An 18099-nucleotide genomic window follows, 5' to 3' on the forward strand; every position below is an offset into this window, starting at 1 on the left:
GCGCTTGCCCGAACAAGGTGATACTTCAGGGGTCTTTCAGGACATGGCAGAGAAAAAAAGTGCGAAAAGGAACCGTCGCGAAGAAATACTGCAGGCTCTGGCGCAGATGCTGGAATCCAGCGACGGCAGCCAGCGGATCACAACCGCTAAACTGGCGGCAAGCGTAGGGGTTTCCGAAGCTGCGCTCTACCGGCATTTTCCCAGCAAAACTCGCATGTTTGACAGCCTGATTGAGTTTATTGAGGATAGCCTGATTACGCGCATCAATCTGATCCTGCAGGACGAAAAAGAGACGCTGCCGCGTCTGCGGCTGATTACTCAGCTCGTTCTGGGATTTGGTGAGCGTAATCCGGGCTTGTCGCGCATTCTGACCGGTCACGCGCTGATGTTTGAACAGGATCGCCTGCAGGGCAGAATTAACCAGCTGTTTGAAAGAATCGAGGTGCAGCTAAAGCAGGTTCTGCGCGAGCATAAGATGCGCACCGGCGAAGGTTTCCGCACCGACGAGGCGCTGCTGGCTTCCCAACTGCTGGCCTTTTGCGAAGGGCTGCTGTCGCGCTTTGTGCGTTCTGACTTCCGCTATCGGCCAACGGTAGAGTTTGAAACGCGCTGGCCGCTGCTGGCCTGCCAGCTGGTGTAAGCACCGGGCCGCGTCCGGCGGCCCGTACTGTTCAGATACCGTACTCTTTACGGTAGGCGCGAACGGCGGCCAGATGGTCGGCCAGTTCGGGTTTTTCTTCCAGATAGCTGATCAGGTCGTTTAACGTAATGATGGCGATAACCTTGCAGCCGTAGTCGCGCTCCACTTCCTGAATAGCCGACTCCTTACCGCGTCCTCGCTCCTGACGATCCAGCGAAATCATTACGCCAGCCAGCGTTGCCTGGTGAGCCGCAATAATCTCCATCGATTCACGAATAGCGGTGCCGGCGGTGATAACATCATCCACCAGCATGATTTTCCCCTGCAGCGGGCTGCCTACCAGGGTTCCGCCTTCGCCGTGGTCTTTCGCTTCTTTACGGTTAAAGCAGTAAGGCACATCCCGGTCGTGATGATCGGCCAGCGCAACGGCGGTAGTGGTCGCGATAGGGATGCCTTTATAAGCCGGGCCGAACAGCAGGTCGTAATCGATGCCGGAATCCACCAGAGCCTGGGCGTAAAAGCGTCCCAGCAGCGCCAGGTCGCGGCCGGTGTTAAACAGGCCCGCATTGAAAAAATAGGGGCTTTTACGCCCGGACTTCAGCGTAAACTCGCCAAATTTCAATACCTGCTTGTTGATAGCAAATTCGATAAATTGGCGCTGCCAGGCTTTCATGTCTCGCTCCTCACTCATCTATAAAAAAGGCGACTCTCTGGTCGCCTGGAAATCAGTTCTGTAACGCCGCTTTCTGCGCCTGAATCAAGGTGTCGATACCACCGCGCGCCAGCGACAGCAGCGTCAGCAGTTCCTCATGGCTGAACGGCTCGCCTTCCGCGGTGCCCTGCACTTCGATCATGCGGCCATCTTCGGTCATCACCACATTCATATCGGTTTCTGCGGCGGAGTCCTCAACGTACTCCAAATCGCACAGCGCTTCGCCGTTAACGATACCCACGGACACGGCAGCGACCATACCTTTCATTGGGTTAGCCTTCAGCTTGCCGATAGCAACCAGATGATTCAGCGCATCGGCCAGCGCTACACAGGCACCAGTAATGGAAGCGGTGCGCGTGCCGCCATCGGCCTGCAACACATCGCAGTCCAGGGTAATCGTGAATTCGCCCAGCGCTTTCAGATCCAGCGCGGCGCGCAGTGAACGGGCGATCAGGCGCTGGATTTCCAGCGTGCGGCCGCCCTGTTTGCCTTTGGCTGCCTCACGCGCGTTACGGCTGTGGGTAGCACGCGGCAGCATGCCGTATTCTGCTGTGACCCAGCCCTGGCCCTGCCCTTTCAGAAAGCGCGGCACGCCTTCTTCAATAGTGGCGGTGCAAAGCACTTTGGTCTCACCGAATTCAACCAGAACGGAGCCTTCCGCATGTTTGGTGTAGTGACGAGTCAGGGTGACGGGACGTACCTGATGGGCATTACGGCCTGCTGGACGCATGGTTTTTCTCCGGCTTGTAAATCATGATTGGCTGCGCATTATACGGATTTCGCGGCGGAATGCCTATGCCACTACGGCTGGTGTCGAAGCGCTTCACCATTTTAATTCAGAAGCTGGCGCACACGGGCGTATCGACCCGCATTACGGATTCCTGCTGAAAGCGCTGTTTATACGCCGTGCGAATCGCCTGAATAGCCTTTTCCTGCTGCGGCCCGACCGGATGGATAAGCAGCAGCGCTTTGCTTTGCTCGCGCACCACCCTGTTTTTGCTATCCAGCCATTGTCCCTGACCATCCATCACCGTCAGCCCTTCTCTAAAATGCGGCGTGACCGTATTGTCGATGAAATTTTGCCATTCAGCAGGCTTTACGTCTGAACCAGTGGGACGGCTCAGGCCAAAATAAAGCGTGGTTTGCGTCATATGCTCGCCGGTATAGCAGCTTGCCACTGACGGCGCAGGATGTGGGGTTCCAGCACAGCCGGTAAGAATTGTTAGCAACAGCGCGGCGCTCAGAGCCAGCTTTTTCATCGAATTTCCTGTGATTGTTATCGCGGGGCAAGTTCTACTTAACATCCTAATCAGAAACGGGTCAAATAGCCGCACGGCTGGCGGAGTTTGTCGCAATGCCTGTTAAGGCAGTGTCGGCGCCGCTATAATCACCTGAACTTAATCTGAAAACGGGTACGCATAATGATCCGCAGCATGACCGCCTACGCCCGGCGTGAAACCAAAGGCGAATGGGGCAGCGCAGCCTGGGAGCTTCGTTCCGTAAACCAGCGTTATTTAGAAACCTATATCCGCCTGCCCGAGCAGTTCCGCGGTCTGGAGCCGGTGATCCGCGAGCGCATCCGCAACCGCCTGACGCGCGGCAAAATCGAGTGTAATCTGCGTTTTGACGCGGACGTACGCGCGCAAAGCTCGCTGGTGCTGAATGAAAAGCTGGCTATCCAGCTGATTGAAGCCGCCAAATGGGTCAAATTAAAGAGCGACGAAGGCGAAATCAATCCGGTCGATATTCTGCGCTGGCCTGGCGTGATGTCAGCGGAAGAACAGGATCTGGATGCTATTTCTGCCGAGCTGCTGAAGGCGCTGGACGTGGCGCTGGATGACTTTATCGCCGCCCGAGAAACCGAAGGCGCCGCGCTGAAGTCGTTGATCGAACAGCGGCTGGAAGGCGTCAGCACAGAAGTTACTAAAGTGCGCGCGCAGATGCCGGACGTACTGAAATGGCAGCGCGAGCGTCTGGTCACCAAGCTCGAAGAGGCGCAGGTGCAGCTGGACAGCAATCGCGTTGAGCAGGAGCTGATTATGCTGGCGCAGCGCGTGGACGTGGCGGAAGAGCTGGATCGTCTGGAAGCGCACGTAAAAGAAACCTATAACATCCTGAAGAAGAAAGAGGCCGTTGGCCGTCGCCTCGACTTTATGATGCAGGAATTTAACCGCGAGTCGAATACGCTGGCGTCTAAATCAATTAATGCCGAAGTTACTACTTCAGCCATTGAGCTGAAGGTGTTGATTGAGCAGATGCGTGAGCAGATTCAGAATATCGAATAATCGCATCAGTATTATTTAAATAGCCCGTTTAATTACGGGCTTTTTTTAACCAACAATAACAACCAACTTCCAGCGCCGATCGCTTAAAGCTCGCTGACGATCCTGGCCTTGGTGGTTTCATATTCGGAATCGCTGATTAGGCCTTCTTCGTAGAGCTTTTTCGCTTTCTTCAGGCGTTCGACGGCGCTGGCTTCCGGGCTGGATTCCGCTACAGGCATACTGCCGCCGAAGTTACCGAAGCCGCCGGATTTTGCCCGCAGCTCTTCCAGCTCGCGCTGGCGCCTTTTTTCCCGCCATGCCTGCTCGTGGGTCTGGGCGATCTTGTAGATTTCCTGCGCTTCGTCTTTGCGTAGCCCGCTAAACTGAAAGCGCATCACTTTACCCTGCGTCGCCAGGTCAGGCTGTTCCAGCGCCGTGATATAAAGCGTGCTGCCAAATATTCCCGCTTTGATATGCGCATTTTTTAGATCCTGCCAGCGCACGTCTACCGGCGTAAAGCCACCCAGCAGGCCACGTATTGAGCCAATAAAGCGGCCAGAAGTGGCACTCACCATGGTTCGACGATGCGTCAGGGCAAACAGGCGGCGCTGAATGCCGACTTTCAGCAATGTTTCGCCCGGCACCAGCATAGAGGTGAGGTAGCCGAAGGCTTTCTCTAAACCCTTCTCGGGAACAACGTTTTGCTGGCTATCCTGGGTACTCATAATGGGCTCCTGCTGTGTAATAACGATAAAAAAATCTTAAGGGTTAATATACCTGCTCTTTATCGGTTGCTTAAGAATTTTCTTAACCAAATAACGCCAAATTTTTCTAAAAAAGCGGCACCTCTGTTGGTCAGGCCAGGCCACTTTTTACATTTGCAGCCGGAGGCGTTGTTGCCAATAAAGATAAATAGGATTCCGGACGTCGCCAGGCTAGAATCTCCCCTCTTTTTCTATGGATTACCTGAGGTCTTTTATGCAAACCCTTCCTCCCTGCCCTGAATGCAGCTCTGAATACAGCTGGCAGGACGGTGCGCTGTTTAACTGTCCTGAATGCGGCCACGTTTGGGCTGATGGCGCAGAACCCGCAGCTGACGATGCGCTAATCGTCAAAGATGCCAACGGCAACCTGCTGGCCGACGGCGACAGCGTGACGGTGATTAAAGATCTCAAGGTCAAAGGCAGCTCTACGCCGCTTAAGATCGGCACCCGTGTCAAAAGCATTCGCCTGGTGGAAGGCGACCATAATATCGACTGTAAGATCGACGGCTTCGGCCCGATGAAGCTGAAATCAGAGTTCGTTAAGAAAAACTGATTGCCCGCTTTTTGCCGCACGGCCTGTTTTCACGACTTGCCGGCTCTGCCTCAGGTAAAGGTGGCCGCCTGCTCAGGCGTAATCAGCGCCAGCCTTTCCAGCTGCATTGCAACCGAACGGGGCGAGCGTTCGCACAGCTCGGCCAGCTCCCTGACCGTGTAGCCCTGGCGAAAATGTAGGATAAGGCTTTGCTTTTCCTCTTCGCTCCAGGGCAGATAAGCGTTGGCGGGACGTCCTTCCGCCAGGTTTTTCTCTCGCCGCTGCTCTGGCGTCAGTTTCACCTTCTCTTTTCTTGCTACAGCGCTAAAGTTTACGCCGCTGAACTCTTCCGCCAGGGCAAACAGCAGCCTTATGGCATCCGGCGTATGAACAATGGAGGCCGGGGAGAGCAGTTCACCCGTTTCCGGATGAATGCCTTTCGCCAGCAGTCGAAAAATTTCGTTCGCCATCATTTTTTTCGTCCTTGTTTTTGCCTGCCCGGACATTGCCATGCCCGGCATGCGGTTTTTTAATTACGCTATCTGATAAAGCCAGGCTCTATTGCGAAAAGCCAATTTCAAAAACCTATAAAAAATAAAAGCTTGCCCTTGATAACTACGCCGAGATTTTATTTTCAGATTAGGTAAACTCATTTGCCTGAAGGCTTTTAAAAAAATTTCAGTCGCCAACCTGTTAGAGATCCTGCAGGCTTGCCGCCAACTCTTCAGGAGCGGGTTATGCTACTTACTGTTTTCTATCTGATTGGGATCACCGCAGAAGCCATGACCGGCGCGCTGGCCGCTGGCCGCCGTAAAATGGATATGTTCGGCGTTATTATCATCGCTTCCGTCACCGCTATCGGCGGTGGCTCGGTGCGCGATATGCTGCTTGGCCACTATCCGCTTGGCTGGGTCAAACACCCGGAATACATCATTATTGTGGCGCTGGCCGCAGTAGTCACCACGCAGCTTGCGCCGCTGATGCCGCATTTGCGCAAGGTATTTCTGGTGCTGGACGCGCTGGGCCTGGCCGTTTTTTCGATTATCGGTACTAAAGTCGCGCTGGATATGGGCCATGCGCCGATTATCGCCGCCATTAGCGCCGTGATTACCGGCGTTTTCGGCGGCGTGCTGCGCGATATGTTTTGTAATCGCATTCCGCTGGTTTTCCAGAAAGAGCTCTATGCCGGTATCGCTTTCGCTTCCGGCTGGCTCTACATTCTGCTGCTGAAAACGCCGCTCTCCGACGAGCTGGCGACGGTGATTACCCTGCTGTTCGGCTTTCTGACCCGCCTGCTGGCGCTGCGCTTTCGGCTGGGGCTGCCGGTGTTTAACTATCCCTATGCCGACCATTAAATGGCTCATGGCTTTGCCTCTTCTATATAGGCAATCAGTTGCCGAACCTGAGGATGGTGCAGAAAGTTGCTGATTTGGCCCGCCAGCGTTTTACCTGTGCCTGGCAGTTGCTGCCAGGCCTCAACTTTACGTGCCAGCAGCGTTGCCCAACTGTTATCCGCAATAGCGTTGAGCGTGCTTTCCGCAATGGGCACACCCAGCGCTTTCACCCAGCGGCGAAAAGGCTGCTGTCGGCTCAGCGAGAACTGGTGATAGAGCCAGTCGGCACGAGCGGGCGTGATGCCTTCCGTTTTATGCAGCTCTTCTGGCGTGAGCGTTAGCCAGGAAAAAAGATGGCTGAGCTGACCGGCTTGCATTAAACGTTGCCAGCTGCTGCGGCTGACGCCGGTCATCGCCAGCGCTTTGCTGCCGCTTAACCAGACCAGGCGGGCCAGCAGCTGCTCGCGGCAGGCTGGGGTATAGTAGAAACAGCTTAACGCGTGGAAAGCTTCGGCGTTTGGCGCCTGCGGTTTATCGCGCTTTTCTACCCGCCAGACTACTTCGTCAAATCTGGGGATCCCCTGGCCCGCCAGGCTGACAGCAACCAGATCGCCTGGCACGATATCCAGCTTTTGCCAGCGCTTCAGCGAGCCGATGTTAACCCGGCTGACTTTTTTGTCATCCAACTGCACGGGCGTAAGGTTTAATACCGTGCCGACTTTTCCGGTGCGCCCGATGGGGAAATCCACCGAGCGTACCTCCGTGGTGACTTTTAGCGGGCTGTACTTCCAGGCTGCCGACCAGCTGTTTTCGCCAGGCAGCCAGTACGCGCCTTTTACCGGCGTGCCGTGGATCACCACACCATCCGTAACAAAAGGCAGCGGCTGGTTAAACCAGCGTTCCCGCCACTCTGCAACCTCATCGACGTTGGCGACAGGCTTGCTCCAGGCTGCCATTATGCTGAAACCGGCCTCGCTTAACTGCTGCAAACGCTGCTGCATTGATGCTGGCCCGTCCGGCCAGGCCCAGATAAAAATACCCAGCTGCTGCAATAACGGTGAAGCCTCGCTGCGCCTCATTGCACCCGCAACAATGCTGCGCGCATTGACACCGCCTTTGCTGCTCTGTTGATGATCGGTCATCTTCAGGTAAAGCTCGCCCTGAAGCGTCAAAGAATTGGCGGTAAGCGGAATACGCTGCGGGATAGCGGGAATCTGCCGCGCTTTTGCCGTCCAGTCTTCACCCTGTAGCCCATCGCCGCGGCTGATAACCTGCGTAAGCTCTCCGCGTTGGTAATGCAGCGTGACGGCAACGCCATCCAGTTTTGGCTGTACCCATAACGGCTTTTTGCCCATCATCCAGCGCGCGACCGCTTGTCTGTCAGGCAGCTTTTTAACGCCGACATGCGCCACCGGATGCCGCGCTTTGCCGTTTTTCGCCAGCTCAGGCGAACGCGGCTCGCTTCCCGGCTGAAAGCAGCGCTGCCAGTCGCGATACTTTTTCTCTAACACATCGTAACGCTCGTCTGTTACCAGACTAATGCCCTGCTGGTAATAGGCGCGATCCCAGTCGCTTAGCTGTTTTTCCAGCGCCTGCATCTCTGTATCTGCCCTTGCTGGCGACCAGACGGGGCAAAAGGCCTGGGCGATGACGCACCAGGCCAGACCCAATATCATTATTATGCTTCGCATCTTCACACTCCTTTGTTGCTCTGCTTGCGTAGTAAACCGGCAAAGCGCAGGCGTGGCGACAGCGGAAGATCGGTTCTGGAAAACGGGCCGCAAAGTTTTTCGCCATAGCATGAAACGCAGCATTAGCGCCGCGAGCCATCTTCCAGTTTTTGAGAAAAAACGCGGCGAAACAGCCGAAACGCTGCATCCTGCCCTTCACCCGTGTATACTGTGCAGGAAGTAGACTCCGACTGGCATATCAAGAAAGAATCATGGCTCAAGGCACACTTTTTATTGTTTCAGCTCCAAGCGGCGCGGGGAAATCCAGCCTGATTAACGCGCTGTTAAAGACGCAACCGCTGTATGACACCCAGGTTTCCATTTCCCATACCACCAGGGGCGTGCGTCCGGGTGAGAATCATGGCGAGCATTACTATTTCGTCAACCATGATGAATTTCGTCAGATGATCGCAGAAGGTGCCTTTCTGGAGCATGCCGAAGTTTTCGGCAACTACTACGGCACGTCCCGCAGGGCGATTGAGCAGGTGCTCTCAACCGGTGTGGATGTCTTTCTGGATATTGACTGGCAGGGCGCGCAGCAAATCCGCCAGAAAATGCCGCAGGCGCGCAGTATTTTCGTGCTGCCACCGTCAAAAGATGAGCTGGATCGCCGCCTGCGCGGCCGCGGCCAGGACAGCGAAGAGGTGATCACCCGGCGTATGGCGCAGGCCGTCGCGGAAATGAGCCACTACGCAGAGTACGACTACCTTATTGTGAACGATGATTTCGATCTGGCGCTGTCCGATCTGAAAACCATTATTCGCGCCGAGCGTCTGCGAATGGGCCGTCAAAAATCCCGTCATGATGCTTTAATCAGCAAACTGTTGGCAGACTGAGGACAACTCAGTATGATGCCCAGTCATTTCGTCAACCGTGGAGTATCACACTTATGGCACGCGTAACCGTACAGGACGCAGTAGAAAAAATTGGTAACCGTTTTGACCTGGTTCTGGTCGCCGCTCGTCGCGCTCGCCAGATGCAGGTTGGCGGCAAAGATCCGCTGGTTCCGGAAGAAAACGACAAGTCTACCGTGATCGCGCTGCGCGAGATCGAAGAAGGTCTGATCACCAACCAGATTCTGGACGTTCGTGATCGTCAGGAACAGCAGGAGCAGGAAGCCGCAGAGCTGCAGGCTGTTACCGCTATCGCTGAAGGTCGTCGTTAATCATCAGCCGGAAGGCTCGCCCTTGTATCTGTTTGAAAGTCTCAATCAACTGATTGAAAAATACTTGCCTGAGGATCAGATCAAACGCCTCAAGCAAGCTTACCTTGTCGCACGTGATGCTCACGAGGGACAGACTCGCTCCAGCGGTGAGCCTTACATTACCCATCCGGTTGCTGTCGCCTGCATTCTGGCGGAGATGAAGCTCGACCATGAAACGCTCATGGCCGCGCTTCTGCACGATGTGATCGAGGATACGCCCGCCACCTATCAGGATATGGAACAGCTGTTCGGCAAGAACGTCGCTGAGCTCGTGGAAGGGGTTTCCAAGCTCGACAAGCTGAAATTCCGCGACAAGAAAGAGGCCCAGGCCGAAAACTTTCGCAAAATGATCATGGCGATGGTGCAGGATATCCGCGTCATTCTGATCAAGCTGGCCGACCGCACGCATAATATGCGTACGCTGGGGTCGCTGCGTCCCGATAAGCGCCGCCGTATCGCGCTGGAGACGTTAGAGATCTACAGTCCGCTGGCGCACCGCCTGGGTATCCATCATCTGAAAACCGAGCTCGAAGAGCTGGGTTTCGAAGCGCTCTACCCTAACCGCTACCGCGTAATCAAAGAGGTAGTGAAAGCGGCGCGCGGCAACCGTAAAGAGATGATCCAGAAAATCCTCTCGGAAATCGACGGTCGCCTGCAGGAAGCCGGTATTCCGTGTCGCGTCAGCGGCCGGGAAAAACACCTCTATTCCATCTACTGCAAGATGCACCTTAAAGAGCAGCGCTTCCATTCTATTATGGATATCTACGCATTTCGGGTGATCGTGCACGATGTGGATACCTGTTATCGGGTGCTGGGCCAGATGCACAGCCTCTATAAGCCTCGCCCTGGCCGGGTAAAAGATTATATCGCTATTCCCAAGGCCAACGGCTATCAGTCCCTGCACACCTCAATGATTGGCCCGCACGGCGTGCCGGTCGAAGTGCAGATCCGTACAGAAGATATGGATCAGATGGCAGAGATGGGTGTAGCGGCGCACTGGGCCTATAAGGAACAGGGCGAAAGCAGTACTACCGCGCAGATCCGCGCCCAGCGCTGGCTGCAAAGCCTGCTGGAGCTACAGCAGAGCGCGGGCAGCTCTTTTGAATTTATCGAGAGCGTAAAATCAGATCTTTTCCCGGACGAGATTTACGTTTTCACGCCGGAAGGCCGTATCGTCGAGCTGCCTGCGGGCGCGACGCCGGTCGACTTTGCCTATGCCGTGCATACCGATATCGGCCATGCCTGCGTGGGCGCGCGCGTCGATCGCCAGCCTTACCCGCTTTCCCAGCCGCTGACCAGCGGACAAACTGTCGAGATCATCACGGCGCCAGGCGCGCGGCCTAATGCGGCATGGCTGAACTTTGTGGTCAGCTCCAAGGCGCGCGCTAAAATCCGCCAGCTGCTGAAAAACCTTAAGCGTGATGATTCCGTGAGCCTGGGCCGCCGTCTGCTGAACCATGCGCTGGGCGGCAGCCGCAAGCTGGCCGAGATCTCGCCGGAGAGCATCCAGCACGAGCTGGAACGCATGAAGTTGGCAACGCTGGACGATCTGCTGGCCGAAATTGGTCTGGGCAACGCCATGAGCGTGGTGGTTGCTAAAAACCTACAGCAGAGCGACCAGCCGCAGACGGTTTCCAACACGCCTTCGCGCGGCAAGCTGCCGATCAAGGGTGCCGATGGTGTGCTGATCACTTTTGCCAAGTGCTGCCGCCCTATTCCGGGCGATCCTATCGTGGCGCACGTCAGTCCGGGCAAAGGTCTGGTGGTGCATCACGAATCCTGCCGAAATATCCGGGGCTACCAGAAAGAGCCAGAGAAATTTATGGCGGTAGAGTGGGATAAAGTTACCGAGCAGGAGTTTGTAGCGGAGATCAAGGTGGATATGTTTAACCACCAGGGCGCGCTGGCGAATCTGACCGCGGCGATCAACACCTCCGGGTCGAATATCCAGAGCCTGAACACGGAAGAGAAAGATGGCCGGGTTTACTGTGCCTTTATCCGTCTGACGGCGCGCGATCGCGTTCATCTGGCGAATATTATGCGTAAAATCCGCGTAATGCCGGACGTGATCAAAGTTCACCGCAACCGAAACTAGCGCATGAATGCTCAACGCTTTGCCCGTATCCGCGAAATGCTGGCTGCCCGCCAGCATGATCTGACCGTCTGCATGGAGCAGGTTCACAAGCCGCATAACGTTTCTGCGGTGATCCGCACGGCGGATGCGGTCGGCGTGCATGAGGTTCATGCGGTCTGGCCCGGCAGCCGGATGCGCACTATGGCCTCGGCCGCCGCCGGCAGCAATAGCTGGGTGCAGGTAAAAACTCATCCGACAATTGCGGAGGCGGTGGGTCACTTAAAGGCTCAGGGAATGCAAATCCTGGCTACTCACCTTTCCGACAAGGCCGTAGATTTCCGCGAGATAGATTATACGCGGCCAACCTGCGTGCTGATGGGGCAGGAAAAAACCGGCATTACCCAGCAGGCGCTGGAGCTGGCTGACCAGGACATTATTATTCCGATGGTCGGCATGGTGCAGTCGCTGAACGTTTCGGTGGCTTCGGCGCTGATCCTCTATGAAGCGCAGCGCCAGCGCCAGAACGCAGGCATGTACCAGCGGCAGGAAAGCCAGCTACCCTACGAGGAGCAACAGCGCCTGCTGTTTGAAGGCGGCTATCCCGTGCTGGCAAGGGTCGCCAAACATAAAGGTTTGCCTTATCCGCAAATTGACGAGGCGGGCGAAGTGGTCGCCGATGCCGACTGGTGGGCCACCATGCAGGCCTCGGTACGCAGAAAATGACGGGCCGCCTGCTGGACTCCATCCCACTCACCACGCTTTCCGGCGTCGGCGCAAGCCTGGCCGGCAAGCTGGCGAAGATTGGGTTGACGACCATACAGGATCTGCTGCTGCACCTGCCGCTGCGTTACGAAGACCGTACCCAGCTTTACGCTATCAATGACCTTCTGCCCAATATTTATGCCACGGTAGAAGGCGAAGTGCTGCAAAGCGATATCTCCTTTGGCCGCCGCCGTATGCTGACCTGTCAGATCAGCGACGGTAGCGGCATCCTGACGCTGCGCTTTTTTAACTTTAACGCCGGGATGAAGAATAGTCTGGCGCCAGGACGTCGCGTTACCGCCTATGGCGAGATCAAACGCGGCCAGCGCGGCGCCGAAATCATTCATCCGGAATATCGTATCCAGGGCGAAAGCGGCCCGGTAGAGCTTCAGGAAACGCTGACGCCAGTTTACTCCACCACGGAAGGCGTACGCCAGGCGACGCTGCGCAACCTGACCGATCAGGCGCTGAAGCTGCTGGATACCTGCGCCATCGCCGAGCTGCTGCCGCCAGAGCTGAGCCAGGGCATGATCAGCCTGCCAGATGCGCTGCGTATGCTGCACAGGCCGCCACCTGATATGGAACTGGTGGATCTGGAGAACGGCAGGCATCCCGCGCAGCGCCGCCTGATTATGGAAGAGCTGCTGGCGCACAATCTCAGCATGCTGGCCGTGCGAGCTGGAGCGCAGCGCTATCAGGCCTTACCTATGACGGTTCGTCACGAGCTGAGCGATAAGCTGCTGGCCGCTTTACCTTTTAAACCTACCAACGCCCAGGCGCGGGTAGTTCAGGAAATAGAACAGGATTTGGCGCAAAGCTATCCAATGATGCGGCTGGTGCAGGGCGATGTAGGCTCGGGCAAGACGCTGGTGGCTGCCCTGACCGCGCTGAATGTTATCGCCTGGGGCAAACAGGTTGCGCTGATGGCGCCTACCGAGCTGCTGGCCGAACAGCATGCCAACAACTTCCGTCAGTGGTTCGCGCCGCTGGGCATTGAGGTAGGCTGGCTGGCGGGCAAGCAGAAAGGCAAGGCGCGGCTGGCGCAGCAGGAAGCCATTGCCAGCGGCCAGGTGTCGATGATCGTTGGCACCCACGCGATTTTTCAGGAGCAGGTGCAGTTCAACGGCCTGGCGCTGGTAATTATCGATGAACAACATCGCTTTGGCGTCCACCAGCGGCTGGCGCTGTGGGAGAAAGGACTCCAGCAGGGTTTTCATCCTCATCAGCTGATTATGACCGCTACGCCTATTCCACGAACCCTGGCGATGACCGCCTATGCGGATCTGGAAACCTCCACCATTGACGAGCTGCCGCCGGGCCGTACGCCGGTCACCACCGTCGCCATTCCCGATACGCGAAGAGCCGATATTATTACCCGCGTGCAGAATGCCTGTAGCGGCGAAGGGCGTCAGGCCTACTGGGTCTGTACGCTGATCGAAGAGTCGGAACAGCTCGAGGCGCAGGCAGCCGAAGCCACCTGGGAAGAATTGAAACTGGCACTGCCGGAGCTACAGGTCGGGCTGGTGCACGGACGGATGAAACCTGCCGAGAAGCAGGCGGTTATGCAGGCTTTTAAACAGGGTGAGATCGATCTGCTGGTCGCCACTACGGTAATTGAAGTTGGCGTGGATGTGCCCAATGCCAGCCTGATGATTATCGAGAACCCGGAGCGGCTGGGACTGGCGCAGCTGCATCAGCTACGCGGCCGCGTAGGCCGTGGCTCGGTCGCATCCCATTGCGTACTGCTCTATAAAGCGCCGCTAAGCAAAACGGCGCAGAAGCGTTTGCAGGTGCTACGCGACAGCAACGATGGCTTTGTTATCGCCCAGTGTGATTTGGAGATCCGTGGCCCAGGCGAACTGCTGGGCACGCGGCAGACCGGCAATGCCGAATTCAAAGTAGCCGATCTGGTACGCGACGGTGCGATGATCCCGGAAGTCCAGCGCGTTGCCCGTCATATTCACCAGCACTATCCCGAGCAGGCACAGGCGTTAATTGAGCGCTGGATGCCGGAAACAGAGCGCTATACCAACGCCTGACCACGACTATTAACGCCCGCTAAAAGCCGCCATCGCGGCAACCGCTTCGCCTACGGGCTGCTCGCCAGCGGTCAGCTCGATAATCACTCTTTTCACTTCCGGCTGTTCAATCAGCGCGTGCAGCACGGCGGCTACATCGTCGCGCGGAACCGAGCCATAAGGAATAGCCAGTCCGGCTTTGACCTTTTCCGTGCCCGCTTCGTTAATCAGCGTGCCGGGCCGCAGGATCACCCAGTCCAGCGAGGTTGCTGTCAGCATCACGTCAGCCTGCTTTTTTACCTGCATATAGTGTTCAAAGCCTGGCGAAGGCGTTTTTCCCCTTCCCGCTTCGGGAAAAGCAGAGACCAGCAAAAAGCGCTGAATGCCCGCCTGTCTCGCGGCTTCGGCAGCAAAGCGCGCGCCGCGACCGTCGATACCATCCGTAAAGTCTACGCCCGCGCCTGCCGCACCCGCAGAGAAGACTACGGCATCGCAGCCCTGCATTGCTGCCGCCAGTCTTTCGCTGCTGGTGTTCATCAGATCGATATTAACCGGCGTTACGCCGTCCGCCTCCAGCGTTTCTTTCTGGCTGTCGCGGCGATAGAGTCCGGTAACCTGATGGCCCGCGCCAACCAGCCTTTTTCTCAGGCGGCGGCCCACGCCGCCCGTTGCACCAATAATAAATACGTTCATGTTGTTCTCCCTTTTTTAGCTGGCCCGCAGGCGCGATGTTTAAGCTTAGTGAATTGTGGCCCGCTTCGCTGCCTGGGCTTTGTCCTTCCGCGCTTTAAGTTAGTGGCAATCGTTTGCTTTTACGGTGAGGAAGCTTAAAATCGCCACTTTCTTCGCCACGGAATCCCGAGCATGTCCGTTAATACCCCAGAAGCCAGTCGCGCCGCCGCAAAAAGTGAATTGATCTACCGGCTGGAAGATCGTCCGCCGCTGCCGCAAACTCTGTTCGCCGCCTGCCAGCATTTGCTGGCGATGTTCGTTGCGGTTATTACGCCTGCGCTGCTGATTTGCCAGGCGCTGGGGCTGCCCGCACAGGATACGCAGCATATTATCAGCATGTCGCTGTTTGCCTCCGGCGTCGCGTCCATTTTGCAGATTAAAACCTGGGGGCCGGTCGGCTCAGGACTGCTCTCCATTCAGGGCACCAGCTTTAACTTTGTGACGCCGCTGATTATGGGCGGTATGGCGTTGAAAAGCGGCGGCGCAGATGTGCCGACGATGATGGCAGCACTGTTCGGCACGCTGATGCTGGCTTCCGTTACCGAAATGGCGCTTTCCCGCGTGCTGCATCTGGCGCGCCGCATTATTACGCCGCTGGTTTCCGGCATCGTGGTGATGATTATCGGCCTGTCACTGATTCAGGTTGGGCTGACCTCGATTGGCGGCGGCTTCGCGGCTATCAGCGATCACACCTTTGGCGCACCGAAAAACCTGCTGCTGGCGGGCGCAGTGCTGCTGGTGATTATTTTGCTGAACCGCCAGCGTAATCCTTATCTGCGCGTGGCTTCACTGGTGATCGCCATGGCCGTCGGCTATCTGCTGGCCTGGCTGATGGATATGTTGCCAGCCACAACAGCGCCAACCGATCAGCCGCTGATGGCGGTGCCAAAGCCGTTCTACTACGGGCTGGGCATCGACTGGAATCTGCTGATCCCGCTGATGCTGGTGTTTATGGTGACCTCACTGGAAACTATCGGCGATATTACCGCGACTTCTGATGTTTCCGAACAGCCGGTCAGCGGCCCGCTCTATATGCAGCGGCTGAAAGGCGGCGTGCTGGCGAACGGCCTGAACTCCTGCGTATCGGCGCTGTTCAATACTTTTCCCAACTCTTGTTTCGGCCAGAACAACGGCGTGATCCAGCTGACCGGCGTCGCCAGCCGCTACGTAGGTTTTGTAGTGGCGCTGATGCTGATCGCGCTGGGGCTTTTCCCGGCAGTTAGCGGTTTTGTTCAGCATATTCCTGAGCCGGTACTGGGCGGCGCAACTATCGTGATGTTCGGCACTATCGCCGCTTCCGGGGTTCGTATTGTTTCACGCGAGCCGCTGAACCGCCGCGCTATTATGATTATCGCGCTGTCGCTGGCGGTAGGGCTTGGCGTCTCACAGCAGCCGCTTATTTTGCAGTTTGCGCCACAGTGGCTGAAAACGCTGCTCTCATCCGGCATAGCCGCCGGCGGCATTACCGCTATCGTGCTGAACCTGCTTTTCCCGCAGGAAAAATAGCAAAGACGGCAGAGGGCCAGCCGCCTTCTGCCGCTATCCAGGCTTGAGCTTCGCCGCTAAATCAGGCATAAAACCCCTTACTTAAAGCTCACAGGGATAGCTGCAATGAAATCTGTCGGAAAAATTCTTCTTTGGCTGCTGGCCTTGCTGCTGGTGGTTGTCGTGGTGCTTTATCTGCTGCTGCAAACGCGCTGGGGCGCCAGCTGGCTGGGCCGCGCCGTCAGCCAGCACAGTAATTACCAGCTGGTGTTTGGCAAGCTGGAGCATAATTTTTCCGCCCCTTCGCATCTGATCCTGCATGATGTTTCCTTCGGCCATAAAACCAAACCCGCCATTCTGGTAGCTAAACGCGTGGATTTAGGTCTGAGTGCCGTTCAGTTTACCGAGCCGCTGCATTTTGCCAGCATTCTGCTCAACCAGGGCACGCTAAGGGTAACCAATAAAACCAGCGCGCTGCCCTTTTCTGCCGATCGTTTACAGCTAAGCGATATGGCGGTAACCAGTTTCCACGACGCGCTGCCTTTGACTGCGCAGCGTGTGAACGGCGGCGTAATGCCGTGGCAGCCCTCAGCGGCAAGTTTCATCGGCAGCGACGCCAGCTTCCAGTTCAGCGCTGGCTCACTGACGTTTAAAGAGATGCCTGCCAGCAATGTGTTGATTCAGGGGCGTATCACTAAGCAGCAGCTGGTGCTGAGCAATGTGGGTGCCGATGTGGCACGCGGCTCGGTAACGGGCAGCGCACAGCGTGATGCTCAGGGCGTCTGGCAGGTCAGTGCGCTAAGGCTGAATAGCCTGCGCCTGCAAAGCAGCAAGACGCTTAACGAATTTTTACAGCCTCTGCTGACCTTGCCCGCCGTTCATTTCGATCGGGTCGAAGTGACTGATGCGAAGCTGGAAGGCCAGAATTGGGCAGTCAGCGATCTCGATCTGGCGCTGAAAAACGTTACGCTGAGCGATGGCGACTGGGCGAGCGATGAGGGTTCGCTGTCGATGAACGCCAGCAGCTTTGTCAACGGCACGCTACAGCTGAACGATCCCATCGTTAATATGACGTTTTCACCCCAGGGCGCGGCGCTGACGCAGTTCAGCTCCCGCTGGGTTAACGGCCTGGTTCGCGCCTCGGGAAACTGGACGCGCAGCGACAAAAAGCTGACGCTGGACGAAGCGGTAATCGCAGGCCTGGAATATACGCTGCCGCAGGACTGGCGCGAGCTCTGGCTGGCGCGCCTGCCGGAGTGGCTGAACAGTGTGGAAGTAACAAAGCTGAACGTCAGCCATAACCTGATTATTGATGTCGATCCGGCTTTCCCTTTCCAGATGACTTCGCTGGACGGTACGGGCAGCAATCTGCTGCTGGCGCGCGATCGGGAATGGGGTATCTGGAGCGGCAATCTGAGCTTTAACGCAGCGGAAGCCACTTTCAACCGCGTAGATCTGCGTCGCCCTTCTATCGCTATCACCGCGGACAATAACGCGATCAACGTAACCGAAATGAGCGCGTTTCCCCGCAGCGGCATGATTGAAGGGCTGGCGACAGTTTCCCAGCAGCCGCAGCGCGCGCTTTCTCTCTCTTTGCAGGGCCGCGAAGCGCCATTGAATCTGTTGCAGGATTGGGGATGGCCAGCCGTGCCGCTGGATGGCAACGGCGAACTGTCGCTAAAAATGCAGGCGAGCCTGGCAAAAGGCGCACCGCTGAAAGCTTCCGTTAACGGTACACTCTCCGCTACCGCGGGCGAAAAATCCGTACAGCAGGCTTTGCAGGCAGGCGAGCTGAACGCCAAATAAAAATGCCACCGGGCGGGCTAATGCGTATTCGCAACATAGTGC

Annotated in this window: 18 protein-coding genes; 11 read left to right on the plus strand and 7 right to left on the minus strand. The window is 56.6% G+C overall.

Going from position 1 to position 18099, the window contains the following annotated elements; all coding sequences use genetic code 11:
* Positions 1 to 43: 43 nt before the first annotated feature.
* Entirely contained in the window at positions 44 to 640 is a 597-nt protein-coding gene (gene slmA / locus ACETPC_RS19820; protein WP_380184201.1) for a nucleoid occlusion factor SlmA, read from the plus strand.
* Positions 641 to 671: 31 nt separating this feature from the next.
* On the opposite strand, the gene pyrE is transcribed toward slmA, so the two are convergent.
* From pyrE to ACETPC_RS19835, 3 genes are all read right to left on the minus strand, one after another.
* Positions 672 to 1313, minus strand: coding sequence for an orotate phosphoribosyltransferase (gene pyrE / locus ACETPC_RS19825; RefSeq protein ID WP_380184202.1), 642 nt, complete (start codon positions 1311 to 1313; stop codon positions 672 to 674).
* Between the two features lie 52 nt (positions 1314 to 1365).
* Entirely contained in the window at positions 1366 to 2082 is a 717-nt protein-coding gene (rph, locus tag ACETPC_RS19830) for a ribonuclease PH (protein WP_380184203.1), read from the minus strand.
* 106 nt (positions 2083 to 2188) lie between these two features.
* A complete protein-coding gene (locus ACETPC_RS19835) occupies positions 2189 to 2611 on the minus strand; it encodes a DUF3574 domain-containing protein (protein ID WP_380184204.1) in 423 nt (140 codons plus the stop codon).
* A gap of 162 nt (positions 2612 to 2773) precedes the next feature.
* Here ACETPC_RS19835 and ACETPC_RS19840 point away from each other — a divergent pair, with 162 nt between their 5' ends.
* On the plus strand, positions 2774 to 3637 hold the full coding sequence (locus ACETPC_RS19840) for a YicC/YloC family endoribonuclease (protein WP_380184205.1): 864 nt from the start codon (positions 2774 to 2776) through the stop codon (positions 3635 to 3637).
* Between the two features lie 83 nt (positions 3638 to 3720).
* On the opposite strand, the gene ACETPC_RS19845 is transcribed toward ACETPC_RS19840, so the two are convergent.
* Positions 3721 to 4341: an SHOCT domain-containing protein gene (locus tag ACETPC_RS19845; RefSeq protein ID WP_380184206.1), complete on the minus strand. Its 621-nt coding sequence runs from the start codon at positions 4339 to 4341 to the stop codon at positions 3721 to 3723.
* Positions 4342 to 4594: 253 nt separating this feature from the next.
* Between ACETPC_RS19845 and ACETPC_RS19850 the strand changes: the two genes are divergently transcribed.
* Positions 4595 to 4933, plus strand: coding sequence for a zinc ribbon domain-containing protein YjdM (locus ACETPC_RS19850; RefSeq protein WP_380184207.1), 339 nt, complete (start codon positions 4595 to 4597; stop codon positions 4931 to 4933).
* Between the two features lie 50 nt (positions 4934 to 4983).
* Here ACETPC_RS19850 and ACETPC_RS19855 read toward each other — a convergent pair whose 3' ends face one another.
* Positions 4984 to 5385: a hypothetical protein gene (locus ACETPC_RS19855; RefSeq protein WP_380184208.1), complete on the minus strand. Its 402-nt coding sequence runs from the start codon at positions 5383 to 5385 to the stop codon at positions 4984 to 4986.
* A gap of 264 nt (positions 5386 to 5649) precedes the next feature.
* Between ACETPC_RS19855 and ACETPC_RS19860 the strand changes: the two genes are divergently transcribed.
* Positions 5650 to 6267, plus strand: a complete 618-nt coding sequence (locus ACETPC_RS19860) for a trimeric intracellular cation channel family protein (RefSeq protein WP_380184209.1) — start codon at positions 5650 to 5652, stop codon at positions 6265 to 6267.
* Positions 6268 to 6272: 5 nt separating this feature from the next.
* Here ACETPC_RS19860 and ligB read toward each other — a convergent pair whose 3' ends face one another.
* Positions 6273 to 7937 (minus strand): NAD-dependent DNA ligase LigB, encoded by a 1665-nt coding sequence (ligB, locus tag ACETPC_RS19865; RefSeq protein ID WP_380184210.1) that lies wholly within the window; start codon positions 7935 to 7937, stop codon positions 6273 to 6275.
* A gap of 251 nt (positions 7938 to 8188) precedes the next feature.
* Between ligB and gmk the strand changes: the two genes are divergently transcribed.
* The 5 genes from gmk to recG are packed head-to-tail and all read left to right on the plus strand — an operon-like array spanning position 8189 to position 14055.
* On the plus strand, positions 8189 to 8812 hold the full coding sequence (gene gmk, locus ACETPC_RS19870; RefSeq protein ID WP_380184211.1) for a guanylate kinase: 624 nt from the start codon (positions 8189 to 8191) through the stop codon (positions 8810 to 8812).
* Positions 8813 to 8865: 53 nt separating this feature from the next.
* Positions 8866 to 9141: a DNA-directed RNA polymerase subunit omega gene (gene rpoZ / locus ACETPC_RS19875; RefSeq protein WP_016191359.1), complete on the plus strand. Its 276-nt coding sequence runs from the start codon at positions 8866 to 8868 to the stop codon at positions 9139 to 9141.
* Between the two features lie 22 nt (positions 9142 to 9163).
* On the plus strand, positions 9164 to 11275 hold the full coding sequence (gene spoT / locus ACETPC_RS19880; protein WP_380184212.1) for a bifunctional GTP diphosphokinase/guanosine-3',5'-bis pyrophosphate 3'-pyrophosphohydrolase: 2112 nt from the start codon (positions 9164 to 9166) through the stop codon (positions 11273 to 11275).
* A 3-nt stretch (positions 11276 to 11278) separates the two neighbouring features.
* Entirely contained in the window at positions 11279 to 11977 is a 699-nt protein-coding gene (gene trmH, locus ACETPC_RS19885) for a tRNA (guanosine(18)-2'-O)-methyltransferase TrmH (RefSeq protein WP_380184213.1), read from the plus strand.
* Positions 11974 to 14055: an ATP-dependent DNA helicase RecG gene (gene recG / locus ACETPC_RS19890; RefSeq protein WP_380184214.1), complete on the plus strand. Its 2082-nt coding sequence runs from the start codon at positions 11974 to 11976 to the stop codon at positions 14053 to 14055. The genes trmH and recG overlap by 4 nt, the downstream gene beginning before the upstream one ends.
* 9 nt (positions 14056 to 14064) lie before the next feature.
* Here recG and ACETPC_RS19895 read toward each other — a convergent pair whose 3' ends face one another.
* The gene (locus tag ACETPC_RS19895) at positions 14065 to 14727 is read right to left on the minus strand and encodes an SDR family oxidoreductase (RefSeq protein ID WP_380184215.1); all 663 of its coding nucleotides are present in this window, start codon (positions 14725 to 14727) and stop codon (positions 14065 to 14067) included.
* Positions 14728 to 14898: 171 nt separating this feature from the next.
* Between ACETPC_RS19895 and ACETPC_RS19900 the strand changes: the two genes are divergently transcribed.
* On the plus strand, positions 14899 to 16272 hold the full coding sequence (locus tag ACETPC_RS19900; RefSeq protein WP_380184216.1) for an NCS2 family protein: 1374 nt from the start codon (positions 14899 to 14901) through the stop codon (positions 16270 to 16272).
* A 105-nt stretch (positions 16273 to 16377) separates the two neighbouring features.
* Positions 16378 to 18057 carry an AsmA family protein gene (locus ACETPC_RS19905; RefSeq protein ID WP_380184217.1) on the plus strand — a complete coding sequence of 560 codons (1680 nt, stop codon included), beginning with the start codon at positions 16378 to 16380 and terminating at the stop codon, positions 18055 to 18057.
* Positions 18058 to 18099 lie beyond the last annotated feature (42 nt).

Source organism: Pantoea sp. sgz302252 (assembly GCF_042610525.1).
Taxonomy (GTDB): domain Bacteria; phylum Pseudomonadota; class Gammaproteobacteria; order Enterobacterales; family Enterobacteriaceae; genus Erwinia.